This is a genomic window from Microcoleus sp. AT8-B5, from assembly GCF_036705565.1.
Classification (GTDB): Bacteria; Cyanobacteriota; Cyanobacteriia; order Cyanobacteriales; family Microcoleaceae; genus Microcoleus.
Window position 1 is genome coordinate 1 of the sequence record NZ_JAUBUY010000017.1, and the last position, 16184, is coordinate 16184.

General features: G+C 44.1%; 11 protein-coding genes and 1 pseudogene. 6 read left to right on the forward strand and 6 right to left on the reverse strand.

The genetic code is table 11. The features are described 5' to 3' along the window. Positions 1-304: 304 nt before the first annotated feature. Positions 305-1093: pseudogene (cas6, locus tag QUB39_RS13695) on the forward strand (CRISPR system precrRNA processing endoribonuclease RAMP protein Cas6). A gap of 144 nt (positions 1094-1237) precedes the next feature. On the opposite strand, the gene QUB39_RS13700 reads toward cas6, so the two are convergent. Together QUB39_RS13700 and QUB39_RS13705 are read right to left on the reverse strand one after the other, a co-directional pair. Next, positions 1238-2695, reverse strand: coding sequence for a DUF2079 domain-containing protein (locus tag QUB39_RS13700; protein ID WP_333209213.1), 1458 nt, complete (start codon positions 2693-2695; stop codon positions 1238-1240). A gap of 8 nt (positions 2696-2703) precedes the next feature. Further along, positions 2704-4287 (reverse strand): DUF2079 domain-containing protein, encoded by a 1584-nt coding sequence (locus QUB39_RS13705; RefSeq protein WP_333056484.1) that lies wholly within the window; start codon positions 4285-4287, stop codon positions 2704-2706. Positions 4288-4555: 268 nt separating this feature from the next. Here QUB39_RS13705 and dxr point away from each other — a divergent pair, with 268 nt between their 5' ends. Further along, positions 4556-5746: a 1-deoxy-D-xylulose-5-phosphate reductoisomerase gene (dxr, locus tag QUB39_RS13710; protein ID WP_333209211.1), complete on the forward strand. Its 1191-nt coding sequence runs from the start codon at positions 4556-4558 to the stop codon at positions 5744-5746. 358 nt (positions 5747-6104) lie between these two features. Here dxr and QUB39_RS13715 read toward each other — a convergent pair whose 3' ends face one another. After that, positions 6105-6617 carry a phosphoribosyltransferase family protein gene (locus QUB39_RS13715; protein WP_333209209.1) on the reverse strand — a complete coding sequence of 171 codons (513 nt, stop codon included), beginning with the start codon at positions 6615-6617 and terminating at the stop codon, positions 6105-6107. 54 nt (positions 6618-6671) lie between these two features. Here QUB39_RS13715 and QUB39_RS13720 point away from each other — a divergent pair, with 54 nt between their 5' ends. Continuing rightward, positions 6672-7421: a pentapeptide repeat-containing protein gene (locus QUB39_RS13720; protein ID WP_333056487.1), complete on the forward strand. Its 750-nt coding sequence runs from the start codon at positions 6672-6674 to the stop codon at positions 7419-7421. A 148-nt stretch (positions 7422-7569) separates the two neighbouring features. Here QUB39_RS13720 and QUB39_RS13725 read toward each other — a convergent pair whose 3' ends face one another. From QUB39_RS13725 to QUB39_RS13735, 3 genes are all read right to left on the reverse strand, one after another. After that, positions 7570-7770, reverse strand: coding sequence for a hypothetical protein (locus tag QUB39_RS13725; protein ID WP_333056545.1), 201 nt, complete (start codon positions 7768-7770; stop codon positions 7570-7572). Between the two features lie 838 nt (positions 7771-8608). Beyond that, a complete protein-coding gene (locus QUB39_RS13730; protein ID WP_333056488.1) occupies positions 8609-8806 on the reverse strand; it encodes a hypothetical protein in 198 nt (65 codons plus the stop codon). Positions 8807-8938: 132 nt separating this feature from the next. Next, a complete protein-coding gene (locus tag QUB39_RS13735; RefSeq protein WP_333056489.1) occupies positions 8939-9079 on the reverse strand; it encodes a hypothetical protein in 141 nt (46 codons plus the stop codon). Positions 9080-10628: 1549 nt separating this feature from the next. On the opposite strand from QUB39_RS13735, the gene QUB39_RS13740 reads away from it, so the two are divergent. The 3 genes from QUB39_RS13740 (at position 10629) to QUB39_RS13750 (ending at position 16166) form a co-directional block, all read left to right on the forward strand. Continuing rightward, positions 10629-10814 carry a hypothetical protein gene (locus QUB39_RS13740; RefSeq protein WP_333209206.1) on the forward strand — a complete coding sequence of 62 codons (186 nt, stop codon included), beginning with the start codon at positions 10629-10631 and terminating at the stop codon, positions 10812-10814. Between the two features lie 1378 nt (positions 10815-12192). Further along, positions 12193-13056, forward strand: a complete 864-nt coding sequence (locus tag QUB39_RS13745) for a calcium-binding protein (RefSeq protein WP_333056491.1) — start codon at positions 12193-12195, stop codon at positions 13054-13056. Positions 13057-13334: 278 nt separating this feature from the next. After that, positions 13335-16166 (forward strand): tetratricopeptide repeat protein, encoded by a 2832-nt coding sequence (locus QUB39_RS13750; protein ID WP_333396355.1) that lies wholly within the window; start codon positions 13335-13337, stop codon positions 16164-16166. The last annotated feature ends 18 nt before the right edge of the window (positions 16167-16184 follow it).

The following is a 16184-nucleotide window of genomic DNA, read 5'->3' on the forward strand; positions in this document are numbered from 1 at the left end:
TTTTAGATTTTAGATTTTAGATTTTAGATTTTAGATTTTAGATTTTAGATTTTAGATTTTAGATTTTAGATTTTAGAGGCTACCCCACGGATAAATGCTCTTTCTTGAGGATTTTCGATTTTCGATTTGGGATTGATTCCACGGATAAATCACGTGGCGGGTATCACATGAAGAAATTCGCTTGTCAGAAAAAGCCTTTACTCTTTCGGGATTGGAAGGTGATTTGCTCCTCGGCGGCAAAGAATTTCAGCTTTTGGGCGATCGCATTTATCGCTGGTACGTAACAGGACTTTCAAAGCCCGTAGTGCAGTGGCTGAGTCAGTGGCTGCAAAATTTGCCCGAAGAGATAGATTTGCGAAATGCTCCGCTGCTAATTCGCTCTTGGGATATTGCTTTTTCTCCCACAAATTACCAGCAATTATTAACAGCCGAACGCCCATTTTTGCCCACCATCAAACTTATTTTTGTGACTCCTACAAGCTTTCGTAGCAAAGGCAATCACTTCCCTTTGCCAGTTACCGAAAATGTTTTTCACAGCTATTTGCGCCGCTGGAATAACTTTTAGGTGGTAAATTTTTACCAAGCATAATTTTTGAACTGGATTGATAAAAATGCAATTATTAGCCGCCACGAATTGGAGTCGCAAAAGGTAGCGGCGGGCAAAAAAGGTATGGTAACGGGATTCACTGGGGCGGTGGAATTTGGGCTAGGGCGATCGGCTCACAATCGCCCTGATTTTGTACAGTTATTTTATGCTTTGGGGCGGTTAGCGCCTTACTGCGGCATCGGCTACAAAACAACTTTTGGATTGGGACAAACGCGATCGCAATGGTTGACAGAAGCCCTACCTGAAGTGTCGATACAAAGCGTATTGGCGGCGCGAATAGAGGAATTGACACAGAAGTTTATGGCGCACAGAAAACGTAAAGGTGGAAGTCGCGCTGCTGAGATTGCGGAAACTTGGGCAACGATTTTGGCGCGCCGGGAATTGGGGGAATCTTTGCTGGATATTGCTGCTGATTTGGAAATGCCTTATGAAACTGTGAAAACTTACGTGAAGTTGGCAAGAAGGGCTGTGAAAGTGGAGGATTAGCGCGAATTTGTTGACTGTTGACTGTTGACTGTTGACTGTTGACTACTGACTGATGACTGCTGACTAATGACTCTTAGGAATGAGAATTAAATAACTTCCACTCTTGAAAGTGGGACGGGCGGGACGCCCATCCCACAATAACAATTAAAATTGTAAGTTATTTAATTCGCGATCCTTAGTGAATAGATATATGTCGTCTCGCTGATATTTTAGTTGAAATTGAGGGGTGTTTTTTAGTTGAGTTACTAAGTTTTTAACAAAAGCTCGATCGCTCATCCAGCCAGGATATCTGAGGTTCAGCAATACATAATCAAATTCTGCGAGATTTGCAGGTGGCGCGTTAGCCTGAGTTAATTTTACCACAGGGCGGTGCGCTAAGTGCGGAGCAATCTGAGCATTTGTTAAAACACTGCCTTTGGTTTCCACAAGAGAAATTGCCTCTTTGGTAGCCGGCAAAGTGTCGATCCCCTTTAAATAAATAGTCCAAAAATAGCCGTATTTCGCTAAAGCTAAGAAAGCAATCAACGACCAAATTACAATGACTCTAGGCAAGGGATAATTAGGAAGTGGCAATCTCTCAAATATTGTTTTTCCCTTTTGCTGATTGGTAGCTGCCAAACTGGAAATTACGGCTACCAACAAAAACGGCAATATCGGCACAGAATATTGATGAATTAAATCCCGCTGAGCGGGGATATCGGAAAGAATATTCATCGCCAACATCGGCACAGCACTAATTAAAGATGACAGATGACGCGGGGACAGCCACCAAATTATAGGTAATAGCAATAACGCTAAATATCCAAAAGTATCTAAAGAAAACAAACGCCCTAAAACTAGATTTGGTTTCACTATTAAATTAATAGCAATTTCAAAAACAGAATTTCCCAAATATTGATATCGCCCGATACCCGCGTGTTCTCTTCCCTGATTAAAATACGGTATAACTGCCTGAGTAACTACCAGAAACCAACCCGCGCCTAGAAAGAGAGCTATGAGCCCACAATTGCGTTTTTTGTCAAAACACAACAGCCACAAACCCATCGCAGCCACAGTTAAAGATAGCACGGCTTTGCAGCTCAAAACTAATACAATAGCAGCACAAAACCACAAGGTTTTATTCAGCCTCGCGGCTAAGATTGCTGCTAGCAATGCTGGTAAAGCAATTACTTCTGGGTGGAAGTCGAAGAGGTTGACATTAAATACTGCGGGATAAAGCAGATATACGGCTGAAATTGCAATTGCTTTTTGTTCGTTTAATCCGGCTTGACGTGCCAAACTCCAACTCGGCCAAGCGCCTAAAGCTAGGGAAACAGCTTGTACTAAAAAAAGCCAGTGAACATCTGGATATATTTTGTAAAGTAAAGCTAGTGGATAGAAAATAAAAGCGGCGTGGTCGCCCCAAATATTGATTGCCATTAAAGAGGAAAATGGCGTTTGATTTTGGGAGATTAAATAAATTGCTTGGTCAAAAATTGCTAAGTCGAATGCAGTTGACTGAAACAAAGCGTGCCGCGCGCTGCTGGCGGTAAATAAGACTATCGTTGTCACGACAATCATTAAAAATACTGGATGAGTTTTTAGGAATTTTAAAGTTCGCATTTTATTATTTAATCAGCGATTCGTTTAAATAGCATAACTTCGTTTTTTTGATAAGTTAATTTAAAATCGGGAGACTTTTTCAGTTGCTTTGCTAAGGTATCACCAAGTTTTTCAGTATCAGGCCAGGGATGGCGCAGGTTTAATAATATGTATTGAAATTCAGCTAAATTTGTTTGGGGCGAAATTTGTGACAGCAATTTTACTATTGGGCGGTGGGCAAAGTGAGGGGCAAGTCTATTATCGGTTAAAATACTGCTTTGCGGTTGAACTTGTGCGACTGCTTCGCGTGTAGCTTGCCAGGTATCTAGTCTATTTAGGTACAGATAAAAATCTTTATATTCGCCCACACCCAGGAAAATTAGTAATGACCAAATTATCATGATTCTCGGCAATTGAATTCCCCGCCAAAGTTTAGAAATTCGGAAGTTTTTAATTTGTGGCAGATTCACCCATGTTAAAAACTGTTGCTTATTTGCTTGATATTCTTCCTTGTTGCCTTTTATTTCTTCCCTCTTCCTGGTTTCTTCCTTCGCGATTACTGCTAAAAATAAAAAGGGAATTACAGGTACTGAATACTGATAGGCTAAGCTGCGTTGAAATGGCAAGTCAGAGAGGATATTGATCAGGAGGGTAGGGAGGGCAGGAATTAGCGCTGTTAGATATTGTATCCGTAGTTTGCCCGAAAATGGCAATAGCAGCCAAATCACAGGTAAGGTGAGGAGAAATAAATATTTGAATGTATCGAAGGAAAGAATTTTTCCTAATACTAACTGTGGTTTTAATATGAGATTGATGATAATTTCTAGTACGGATTTTCCTAAATAGCTGTAGCGCCCGACTCCAGCGACTTCGCTGCCGCTAAAGAAGGGGATTATTTTCTGGGAAGCTATCAAAAACCAAGCTGCACCTAGCAAAAGTGCGATCGCCCCGTACCGTTGCTTTTTTTCGCAAAAAAACAGCCAGAAACCCATAGCAGCAACGGTTATGGACAAAACCGCCTTGCAACTGAGAACTAACACAATAGCGGTACAAAACCACACAATTTTATTTAAACGCGCTGCCAAAATTGCGGCAAAAAGTGCGGGTAAAGCGATTACTTCCGGGTGAAAATCAAATAAATTGATGTTAAATACCACCGGATAGAGCAAATAAATCAATGCGATCGCACGGGATTGTTCTTGATTCAAACCTGCCAAACGCGCTAAACTCCAGGTAGGCCAAGCCCCCAGGGATAATGCAACTGCTTGTACCAACAGCAGCCAATGCACATCTGGGTAAATTTTGTACAGCAAAGCTAGCGGATAATAGATTACCGCTGCGTGATCGCCCAAAATATGAATCCCCATTAAAGAAGAAAAAGGCGTTTGGTTTTGGCTGATTAAGTAAATTGCTTGGTCAAAAATTCCCAAATCGAAAGCAGTTGATTGGAATAAAGCGTGGCGTAAACTGCTACACAACAAGAAAATTGCCGCAGCAGTCGCGATCGCCCAAACCAAACTCGACGGTAGCTGGGATCGACCTTCATCTATATTTTCGGCGATCGAGACACTGATGTCCTCACGGTCATCAGCAAAATTTTCCCTATTCTGCATGAAATCTGGCACCTTGTGGTCAATCGATTTTAGATTTTAGATCTTAGATTTTAGATCGAAGCATTGACCCCACGGATAAATTCGGGGGCTCCTTTATCGGATACAGGTTTTTTATTTCTGGACGGATGAATCACGTGGCGGGTATCCTGGATGCTTTCGGTCACTCAAAATATGATTCCATCGAATGTGCTTTCCACGCAATAGTTAACCACTAATTTTTATCCCCGCAATCGTAATATTAGAATAATCCACAAAACCTTAAAAAATTGTGAAAGCAATAACTCTTCTCGGATCCACAGGCTCGATCGGCACTCAGACTCTGGATATTGTAGCTCAATACCCCGATCAATTTCGGATTGTCGGGTTAACCGCCGGACGAAATGTAACGTTGCTGGCCCAGCAAATTCGCCAGTTTCGACCGGAAATTGTTGCGATTTGCGACGAAGATCAATTACTGGAATTGAAGGAGGCGATCGCAGACATCGACCCTCAACCTATTTTACTTGCTGGCGAGTCAGGCGTTGTCGAAGTTGCCCAATACGGTGACGCTCAAGCCGTCGTCACTGGCATAGTTGGCTGTGCCGGTTTGCTGCCAACAATTGCGGCTATCAAAGCAGGCAAAGATATCGCCTTAGCCAATAAAGAAACATTAATCGCTGGGGGCCCGGTTGTCAACCCCTTAATCGAAAAATACGGCGTTAAAATATTACCTGCTGACTCGGAACATTCGGCAATTTTTCAGTGCCTCCAAGGTGTTATGGTTGGCGGGTTGCGGCGAATTATTCTCACTGCTTCGGGGGGTTCTTTTCGAGATTTGCCGATCGACAAATTAGCAGGAGTAACAGTAGCCGATGCTTTGAAACATCCAAATTGGTCGATGGGGCAGAAAATCACGATCGATTCTGCTACTTTGATGAATAAAGGATTAGAAGTCATCGAGGCTCATTACTTATTCGGAATGGATTATGACGACATTGATATTGTCATCCATCCTCAGAGCATAATTCACTCGTTAATTGAGTTGCAAGATACCTCGGTTTTGGCGCAATTGGGATGGCCGGATATGCGTTTGCCGCTGCTTTACGCTTTGTCTTGGCCGGAGCGAATTCATACAGATTGGGAACGGCTCGATTTGGTAAAAGCTGGGGATTTAACTTTCCGAGAACCAGACCACGAAAAGTATCCTTGTATGCAGTTGGCTTATGCGGCGGGACGTGCGGGCGGTTCGATGCCTGCGGTGCTGAATGCGGCAAACGAACAGGCGGTAGCGCTATTTTTGCAGGAGAAGATTCAGTTTTTGGATATTCCGAAGTTGATTGAGAAGGCGTGCGACAAACATCAAGCCGATAACTGTGAAAGTCCTGGTTTAGACGATATTTTGGCTGCGGATAGGTGGGCGCGGCAGGAAGTTTTGGCAGATAGTATGGAATTGGGCGATCGTATTCTTTCGGTTCGCTAATTCTATCAGCCGACTTGCACTTACCCACAAGCCCTAGGAGTGCATTAATTCCTCGTCTCATAGAAGACAGTCGGTTGAAACTTATATCTTGCACCATTCTCAATAAGCCTTTTAGGAACAGGCAAGATGCCTGTTCCACAAGAAAATTCACTCTTTGTGGAACAGGCATCTTGCCTGTTGCTGATACTGGTGCAATATCAGAGTTGAAACAGACTGCCGAACCTTGATAAATATCCAGTCCTCTTCAGAGGACTTTAGCTATGAGACAGGGGTTTCAACCCCTGACGGACTATGCCAAAAAGTGCAAAATATCGGCAAAACCATATTAAAGCTTGACCTGATTTTAGTTTTTTATTGACTAACTCCCAACTTGTGCCGCAAAATCAGCCGCACTCATCTTTTCGTACATTTCAAAAGGTTGGTGAATCCAAGGATTGTCCGCCAAATAATCTACATAATAATCCGGCTTTGCAACAGAACAAGCCTTGTACCAGAGTACAGCAGTCCGAATTTCCTGAATATCCTCGCCGTAGCGATTCTTGAGCCAAGCGATACCTTGCTCTAAACTAATTCCCGAATCCACCAAATCGTCAACCAGGAGAATGCTGCTGCCCAAATTATCGCCCACCATTGTCAAATCGCGGGCAAACTCGATCGCGCCCCGGACATTTCCCTCGGCCCCACCATAGGACGAGGCCGCTAAAATCGCCAGAGGTTTGTCGAAAATCCGCGACATAGTATCTCCAACCCGCAGCCCTCCCCTCGCCAGACAGACAATTCGATCGAATTTCCACTGAGATTCCTCAATTTTTACAGCCAAATCCTCAATTTTCCGATGGTACTCAGCCCAAGAAACGTAAAGGTCACTCATTCCTAATATTATTTAAATATCAAAGGTATTATTAAATATTTTGGGGAAAATGACATGGATGCAGATGAACTTCTCAGACGGTATGCAGCCGGAGAACGGGTTTTTCACAAAGTAGACCTGAGCGGTGCCAATATGTCAAGGACAAATTTGCGCGATATTGACCTGAGTCACGCTAATTTAAAAGGTGCAAATTCGATCGGTCTCACCCTATACAGAGCTAATCTGTATCAAGCAGATATCAGTCAAGCCAACCTCTCCCAAGCCAACCTCATGTCCGCTAATTTTGGCGAATGCGAGGCGGTGGGAGCGAACTTGAGCGGAGCCATCTTGCGGAGTGTCGTCTTCAGTGGAGCCGATTTAACGGGGGCGAGTCTCAGGGGTGCAGACATGAGAGATGCAAACCTTCAGGGGGCAATTTTGATTCAAGTTTATGCAGTTAACGCTAACTTGCAAGGTGCCAACTTGACAGAAGTAAAGCTTTGCGGAATCAACCTGAGCAAAGCAAATTTAACCGATGCAAACTTAACACAAGCTGACCTCAGCCGTGCTAACCTAACTCAAGCAAATCTGAGTTGGGCTAATTTGACGGAAGCAAATCTGGAAAAAGCTGATTTGAAGGGAGCCGATTTGAGTGGAGCTAACTTGAGCTGTGCAAATCTCCATCAAGCAGATTTGAGCGGAGTTTCCCTTAAGGGAGCAAATCTCCGGGGAGCAAACTTGCATCAAGCTTCTTTGCGTGGGACTAATTTGGATGAAGCGAATCTGAGAGAGGCCATGATGCCTGACGGCACAATCTGTGACTAAATAAGCTGAGAAAATAGAAGTTAAAACGGCAGGGTGCTTATGGCGCACCCTACATTTAGGCTAATGCCTAATTTTTTTAAGGGGATTTAATTCTGCCTTCAAGTGACAGTGCATTTAAAGAGTAGTGGCAAAAAATTTAGCACCGAGTTTAATCTACAACTTTCAGCCAGCCCCGGCGAACTGCGTGGAGCAAGCGGTTGATGGCTGTTTGATCTTCTTCGGTAAGACAGTCATTTAACAGCGCTGTCTTGAGCTGTTGTCGGTGAGTGGGAGTCAGCAGACCGGAGTGATATACCTGAAAGACTAGCTCTGCAATAGTAAATTGAGGTAACAGCGTTTGGGTTGTCATCATGTGTTTTTTTTTGAACTCACTTTTGACAGTATTAACTAATTTTTCCAAAATTTATGTGATTCAACTACGGGAGTAAATGTGATCGATTGGCTCTTGATGAGTGATTTGTGTCAGCCGGACTAGGGGATCGGATATTTCCTCGATAGCCCTGGCACTGTAAACACAAACCCCGTCCCGATTTCTCGCTTTTGGCAACTCCGAAATCTCTACTTTTGGTTAAGAAACGGTGACAAATAAATTAAGATTTATCTATTAAGGAATGAGAATTAAATAACTTCCACTCTTGAAAGTGGGATGGGCGTCCCGCCCGTCCACTCATGACGGGCAGGACGCCCATCCCACAATAACAATTAAAATTGTAAGTTATTTAATTCGCGATCCTAAGAGATTACTAATGACTGCTAGCTAAATCGCATGGCTTAATTGAAGGTACAACTTTTAGCCTGTTTAGGAACCCGCTTTTACCTACATTTACCTAGTTTCTTGGTGTGGTCTTTGTTCCGTGGATATACTTAATAACCCGCCCAAAGACAGATACAAGTTTCCGATAGGAGTGGGCATCGATCCAAAATTTTAAGCTCTAGTTCAAGCTCCCAGATTCATATGTGAAGTCAATCTAAAATCTAAAATCTAAAATCTAAAATCTAAAATCGACTGGCTGCTTCCAATCAAAAATCCCGGCTTCTTCAAGAAACCGGTTCGAGTTTTTCGATCGCACTACAATTTTTTTTTGGAGAGGGTTAATGGATCGACCTACTCACTTCAATCTTATTGTTGGCAAAGCTTGACAGGAGAGAAAGTAAAAATACTCATCTCAACTTTTTGTGTGAGGAGACTAATCGGAAATCCTGACCCATCCGCGGCGGATGGCGTGCAGCAGGCGGTTGACTGCATCTCTGGCATCTTCGCTGAGAGCGCTTTGGCAGAGTTCGCGCAATCCGTGGCTTTGAGTGCGAGTCAGATTGCCTGAATTGGTGACTTGATAGAACAGTTCAGCGATCGCCCGATCGGATTTTAAAGTCAGAGCTTGCATGAAATCTCGTTGAACTCGACTATTATAATATCGAGCATTTGACAAAAGAGTAGGGTGATTGCAGTCGGCTAAGCTGTGCGATCGTTCTTGGCTCGATTTGTGACCGAAGTCTACCAGTATACGTGATTTAAATCACAGCAAACCCAATACCTCGATCGCATAAGCTATGATTGGGGTGGTAGCCTCCAGGTTTGACAAAACCTCGAAAAGCCCTGAACGCAAGGCTTTGAGTTGCCAATACCGCCGCGCAGCAGGAGTAATTCCGCTCAACATTGCAGGCTATGGACTTGCATAGCTGTGAAACTTTTGGTTTAAGACACTTGCAGCTTGTGGCTCAGGGCATAAAGTTGCGATCGGCGAGCCACCGCCTGAGATACAATAATTATAAATACTTCTATCCCATCTATAGACAGGGAGGTCAAAAAATGATAATGATTAGCTACTTTTCTATTGCCTTAATCGTTTTTCTTGTTTGGTTCAAAAGTTTTTGGAATGATACTGCGACATCTAAAAAAGACGTGATATCTTGGATAGCCTTAATAATCGGCCCTCTGTTTTGGCCTGTTGTTCTGCCCCTATCCCTTTTGCAAATTACTAGCAAAAAGTCTGTTGTACAAACAGCTCAATGCGAGCAAAAATTATAATAACTTTTGGAAGTAACTGGCTTCAACACACTCGCTTATCTCTTCCTAAATTATTCGGCGTGCATCGCTTTTGGCAGCGAGTAATTTATCTTGTTTCATACTAAAAAAATGCAGCTAGAAGGTAGAATCAAATAAAAATTCTGAATCCTAAAACAGTATTTTTTTACCGCTATCAAATTCTGCCTTCTGCTTTTTGATCCAGCCCAAAAACGGATACAAGTTTCCGACAGGAGTCGGCTGCTGCCCTAAATTTTAGGATCTTGTTCAAGCTCTCCGATTCATCTGTGGCATAAATCTCAAATCTCCAATCGTTGAACTAAGCGAGATTGACGCACGCCCTAGCCCACGTATCACGCCAAAGTCTCCAATTGACTGATGCCTAATTTTCTTCTGTCACATCGTGAATTAACGGTGCGGCTCAGTCAATCGATTGCGCGATTTTAGATTTTAGATTTTAGATTTTAGATTTTAGATTTGAAGCATTGACTTGCGCGAGATAAATTCGGGGGTTCCTTTATCGGATACAGGTTTTTTATTTCTGGGTACTGAGTCTGCTTTCGGAATGAATCACGTGGCGGGTATCCTGGATGCTTTCAGTTAAAATTGTTCCGGCAAAATTGTCAGACTCACATTGTCGAACAACGACCGCAAAATTTTTTTACTCAAAAATTATCTGCCACCTCAACCAAGCTCAAAATAAATATGTAATGTAACATGGCCTGTTGCTTGCAAAAATATAACTTCAGACATATTTTCGTCGGTCGCTGACCAACTTAAGAATTTTCATTACTTCCGACCACTGCGTACCATTAATCGAAGGTGGGAAAATCCTGGCGAGGCGTGGAAAAACAGCTAGACTCTTTGCCATTTAAGCTTTTCGGGATCCCTTTATTCAAATCGTAGCAGCTCTAAGCAGGAAATTGTAGAGTTCGTTTGCGCCCAAAATCCCTAACTCTTACCGCAGTTAGATAGACAATTCAAGGCAGAGACTGCAATATGAAATAGGCAACCAAAACTGTTTCAAGTCTCAAGTACGACTTATTTTTGGCGATCGGGCATCAGGAGTGTATAACGCGAGCCAGCTAAATTTTTGGAAGTACGAGATGTTTGGGAACTTCAAAAAAAAAGTGCCGTCACGGTATCCAAATTAGTTATTTGCATAAAAAGTAGGAGTCAAAATGAACGAAGTATCTGAGAAACCAATTTATAGAGTTCTTCATCTATTGTCGCTGCTAGCGCTGGCATACTATGGAGCTAGTTCCATCAATTATATTTTCGAGAGTGACTCTCACGCTCACATCTACAAGTACGACAGCCAGAGCAATTATAACGCCTCACCAGCGCAACTAGAAGCACACCGCTAGGAATAAGTAGAGATTTTCTCTGAATGACTGCCGGCTCAAATTTCGGGGAATTGGCTAATCGTTAATGATCGGCTCGAAGTTAACAACCATTAGTAAAAAAGTCTTTGCTAAAAACTCAATATTTTCACTCACAGGTACTAGCCATCGAATGTACCGCAAAAATTAACTATTTAATTTGTTCTCAAAAGAGACCAGAGTGATGAAAGGATGGCCAAGCATTTTCATCAGTAAGAGCCTTAATAGTTTTAGTAATCGCTTCATCAAGAACATTTGAAGGTGGATATGCTTCAGAAGGGAAAATCGCTTTGATTTTTGCCCACTACAGCTCGATGGGAGATAAATCCGGCGAGTATCGAGGTAAGAATTTTACATTGGCTTTGATAGATGCCATCAAAAAATTGACGGCTTCAGCATTCATGATAAACAGGTAAATTATTCATAACTACAATGGGGCTAACCCATAACTGGGGCAGGATTCGCCAGCAGCCCAAAAATTTATATCCTAGTTCCAGTTCCCAGATTCATCTGTGGACTAAATCTAAAATCTAAAATCTAAAATCTAAAATCTAAAATCTAGTGACATTACCCTCACAAATCTACCGGCCCACCGTTCATCCCAACTTTTGACGAAAAGACGCTCGCTACATTGTCTGATTGTGCGGATGGATGCGGATCATGGTTGAAATGACGGATGGGGGTTGAAAAACTGGGTTTTTAGCCAAAATTCTATATTGAGCGTGAGGGATTTGGCTGGAAACATCAAGGCGATGAGGCTCAAAAGTTCGTCCGGGACTGTATTGGGAGCCACTTTTGATTGAATCCGGCCTCCAGCGTGCGTGGGCTTGCTTTCAAAGCGAGTTACAAACTTTTGATTTCTGGGGAACTATTGGCGAAAATCAAAAGTCTGGTCAAGTACAGTGTACTTAAAAAAATCGCAGCTCAGTTCCAGCCTCATTGCGGGCGATCGAACTCTCCGGCGATGACAGGGCCCGCGGGCCCGGTGCAACTTCTCAATCTTGAGAGCATACTTCCATTAAAAATGGTCTCTGTGTATCTTCCGGGTATTGTTTTAATAATGACTAGCCATATCGATGGTCATTATGGTAAACTCGCAAACGTTTAAGTGGAATATTTTCGTGTTAGAGGAGGCAGTGGTGGAGTCGAGAGTCAAAAGCAGGAAACAACCGAGATTTGCTGCTCAACGAATACAGGATTCAACTCGCGCTCCCAGGCTCGCTGCTGACAATTTAAATTACATGACAGCTTATAGCAGCCGGGTCAATTAGGGTCTCAACCGATGTCCGGTTTCATTTATTGAATCCCTTTGGAGGGAAAAGTGTATTGTAGAAAAATGATTGATCTTTTAGGAGGAGTGTAAATGACACAGGTAACAAATCCAACAACACCAACTACACAACCAGGCGGTGTCGGTGGCGGTGGCTCAACCATTATTGGCACCCCCGTAGGCGCTAACAGGTTGAACGGCAGCCCCGGCAGCGATATCATTCTGACTTTTGAGGCCGCTGATGTCATCGCTGGTGGCACTGGCAACGACCTGATTATATCGGGTGGCAACAATGATAGTGTCGGCGGCGGCGACGGCAACGATACCGTCATTTCAGGCAGCGGCAACGATGTGGTCGCTGGCGTTAGCGGCGATGACTTAATCTTTGGCGGTAAAGGGAATGACCTGGTAGACGGTGGCGATGGCAACGACTTGGTTTCTGGCGACAGAGGCAACGACACTGTACTTGGCGGAAGTGGCAGCGATACAGTCTTTGGTGGCCAAGGCAACGATCTTGTCAGCGGTGGCGATGGCAACGACACTCTCTACGGCGGTAAAGAAAACGATACTGTCGATGGTGGCGCTGGCAATGACTTGATCTCTGGCGACAGAGGCAGCGATGTCCTGATCGGCGGTGCTGGCAGCGATACGTTCTACTTCGCGAGTGCTGGTGGCGATTTCGGCGTAGACACGATCACTGACTTTACCCCAGGCGAAGATAAGATCCGCTTGAAACAGGGCGGTGTGTTCGCTGGCTTGGGCAGCAGCTTCGAGGCAAGCGAGTTTGTCGTCGTTTCTAATTTCAACGAAGCTACTCCAGGAACAGCCACGACGAACAAGTTGGTCTACGACCCAACAAGCGGTAAGTTGTTCTTCAACGGCGCCAGCGGAGTGCTAACTGTTGCTCAATTGCAGCCTGGCCTGACTATTACCTCGAACAACTTCGAGTTGTTCTAAAACAACTGGCAGTTGTGGGGCAGCACCGGATAAGATTCGGGGCTGTTCTCACAAAGCCGGTAGTTTTAAAGGATTTCAACCTCACTCTGCTACAAGCGGGGTGAGGTTGAAATCTTCAATGCAGGAACTGAAGCAGGGGCAGTTAAAAAAAATCGATCGACAGTTATTGATAAAATTAACCGATCGCCCGATCGGGCAAAATATAAATAGAAAGTTTTTAAATTAGAATTTCTAGGTTTTACTGAAGCGGTAAAGAAACCGCAACTGCACCGCTAGCAATGAGCACTGAAGAATATATCCGGCAAGCCCAAATTTATTTGAACCGGGGGAAGTTAACTGAGGCGATCGAGTTTTGCAACAAGGCGATCGAACTTCAACCGTTTTCGCCCTCGGCTTACACGACTTTAGGGGAAATTCTCGAAGCTCAAGGCGATCCGACGGCGGCAAGAGACGCTTTTGTGCAAGCTTTGGAGATTTCGCCCCAGTTTTTTCTGGCTCATGCTTATTTGGGTCAACTTTACAGCGACTATGCGTGGCTGGATGAGGCGGTTTTTCACTACCGACAAGCTCTGGATTTGAAACCAGATTGGGCCCAAGTTCATTATAACTTGGGAAATATTTTTCACAAGCAGGGTAATTTGTTGGGGGCGATCGACTGTTACCGAAAGGCGATCGCCCAAAAACCGGATTATCTCGATGCTTTATACAATCTGGCTGTGGTTTTAGGTGAAAATAGTCAGCTCGAAGCGGCAATGGATACCTACCGACAGGCGATCGCTCTAAAGCCGGATTACGTGGAAGCTTACAGCAATCTGGGTGTGATTTTGCTCAAGGACGATCGGGCTGCTGAGGCGATCGAGGTTTACCAGCGGGCGATCGAGATTAAGCCGGATTGGGCGACGCTGCACAATAATTTGGGTCAAGCCTTGCTGGACAAAAATCCCGATAGGGCGATCGCATCTTACCTCACAGCTATTGAGTTGGAGCCGGACATGGTTTTGGCTCACTACAATCTGGGGAAAGCGTGGCAATTGCAGGGGGAACATTCGGCGGCGCTTGCTTGTTTCGATCGCGCGATCGAGCTCAATTCCGACTATATTTCAGGCTATACAGACGCCGGGTTTTCTTTGATGGTTTTGGGCAAAATTGCTGAAGCCATGCCTTATTTTGAGCGGGCAATAGCTCTGAAGCCTGATTTTGTTGAAGCCTACTGCCGCTTAGGAGACAGGCGCAGAGTTGCGGCGGTAGAAGATGATGAATTGTCCAGGGCGATCGCTGCGTGCGATCGATTTCTCACAGCATTGATGGGAAGTTCGGCAACGGATTTTGTAGCGGATGTCACGGATGTCACGGATGTCACGGATGTCACGGATTTAACAGATTTAAAAGTAAATAAAAAAGATGGTGTGGCTAGATATTTGTCAAGTGCAGCTTGCGAATTACCTGTTGCTGAAATTTGCGATAATTTAGCCGAAATTTACTTGCATTTAGGAAATGCTTTAACAGAGTACGGCGGGCATGAATCTGCCACCGCTTATTATCAAAAAGCTTTGCAAATTCAGCCACAAAATGCAGAGATTTACTGGCGGGTGGGAAATTCCTTAGCCCAGCAAAAGCGGTTCATTGCAGCAATTGCCGTTTACCGCATGGCTTTGACGATTCAACCTGCTTTACCGCAGGTTTATTTTGAGTTGGCAAAACTGCTGGAAAAACAGGGGCGCTGGGAACGGGCGCTCGATTATTATCAAAAAGTTTTAGAGTTGCAATTGCACGGGTATGGGGAGCAGAAAGAGTGGAAAAAACTGAGTTTTATCTTGCCAGATAGCACTTCTATCAAACCTCCTGACGGTATTTATTTATCGAGTTGGGATTGGCTGGTTAATGCTAAGTTGGAGGCTGACAATTATGTGGAAATATTTTGGCAACCTGCACCCGAAGCAAGTGCAGAAAATATTCCGAATTCCCAATTTGCGAGATCCAATTCCCAATTGGCAAATTCCGATTGTGCGGGGTTAACTTGCGGGCTGTGTTTGCAGCGACTTTCTAAGTGGTTCGATCCGGTGCATTTGGGTTGGGGAATTTGCCGTTTGTCCAACTCGCAACCGCTACCTGTGGAGTCGCCCAAGACTTTTGTGGCGGCAATTCCCAACGGGCGAGTTTGGATTGTGCCGCAGGAAAATTATTGGCTGATTTGCAAGGCGATCGCTGTAATTACTCCTGACAATTATTTGTTGGCTGATGTGTCGAGAGATTATCCGGGATTTTTGCCGGGATGCGAAAAGCATGATGTGAGGAAACACAGCGTTTTTCAGTTAGAATCCTTTCCAGGTTTAAAGCAAATTGACGGTAGCGTGGCGGTGCTTTCGGGTTTGTCTGGAAATGTCTATTTTCACTGGATGGTTGATGTTTTGCCACGGATAGAATTGCTGCGGCACAGCGGTAGGGATTTGGCGGAGATTGATTGGTTTTTGGTGAATAGTTGTCAGCACCAATTTCAGCGGGAAAGTCTAAGAATTCTGGGCATTCCCGAAGAGAAAGTCTTGGAGAGCGATCGCGTGCCTCACATTCAAGCAACCGAGTTGATTGTGCCGTCTTTTGCGGGATATTTGGGCTGGCCTTCTGGGTGGGCGATGGATTTTTTGAGGCGCGAGTTTCTCAAGGAAATTATACCTAGTTCGAGCTATCCCAAACGCATTTACATCAGCCGCAGCAAAGCAAGATATCGACGAGTTTTGAACGAGGAAGATGCGGTTGAGGTTTTGGAGAACTTTGGCTTTGTTTCAATTTTTCCTGAGTCGATGTCTTTGGCAGAGCAAATTGCTCATTTTTCCCACGCTGAGGTAATAGTTGCAGCCCACGGCAGCGGATTGACAAATACAATTTTTTGTGGCAAGGGAACTAAAGTAATTGAGTTGGTGTCGCCTCACTATATCAGCCATTATTACTGGGGAATCAGTCAATATTTGCAGTTGGAACATTACTTTTTAACGGGCGAGGCTTTTGAATGCTATCCTATTAGACAGTTGATGTATCAGAATTCGCTGACTGAGGATATTTTAGTGAACTTGAGTTCGCTGAAAAGGATGGTTGAGGTGGTGGGTTTGAGTTAGTTGGTGTCTGGAGCAAGT

Coding starts and splice junctions, on each gene's coding strand:
- QUB39_RS13700 (WP_333209213.1), bottom strand. CDS start 2,695: ATGCGAACTTTAAAATTCCTAAAAACTCATCCAGTATTTTTAATGATT.
- QUB39_RS13705 (WP_333056484.1), bottom strand. CDS start 4,287: ATGCAGAATAGGGAAAATTTTGCTGATGACCGTGAGGACATCAGTGTC.
- QUB39_RS13715 (WP_333209209.1), bottom strand. CDS start 6,617: ATGAGTGACCTTTACGTTTCTTGGGCTGAGTACCATCGGAAAATTGAG.
- QUB39_RS13720 (WP_333056487.1), top strand. CDS start 6,672: ATGGATGCAGATGAACTTCTCAGACGGTATGCAGCCGGAGAACGGGTT.
- QUB39_RS13725 (WP_333056545.1), bottom strand. CDS start 7,770: ATGACAACCCAAACGCTGTTACCTCAATTTACTATTGCAGAGCTAGTC.
- QUB39_RS13730 (WP_333056488.1), bottom strand. CDS start 8,806: ATGCAAGCTCTGACTTTAAAATCCGATCGGGCGATCGCTGAACTGTTC.
- QUB39_RS13735 (WP_333056489.1), bottom strand. CDS start 9,079: ATGTTGAGCGGAATTACTCCTGCTGCGCGGCGGTATTGGCAACTCAAA.
- QUB39_RS13740 (WP_333209206.1), top strand. CDS start 10,629: ATGAACGAAGTATCTGAGAAACCAATTTATAGAGTTCTTCATCTATTG.
- QUB39_RS13745 (WP_333056491.1), top strand. CDS start 12,193: ATGACACAGGTAACAAATCCAACAACACCAACTACACAACCAGGCGGT.
- QUB39_RS13750 (WP_333396355.1), top strand. CDS start 13,335: ATGAGCACTGAAGAATATATCCGGCAAGCCCAAATTTATTTGAACCGG.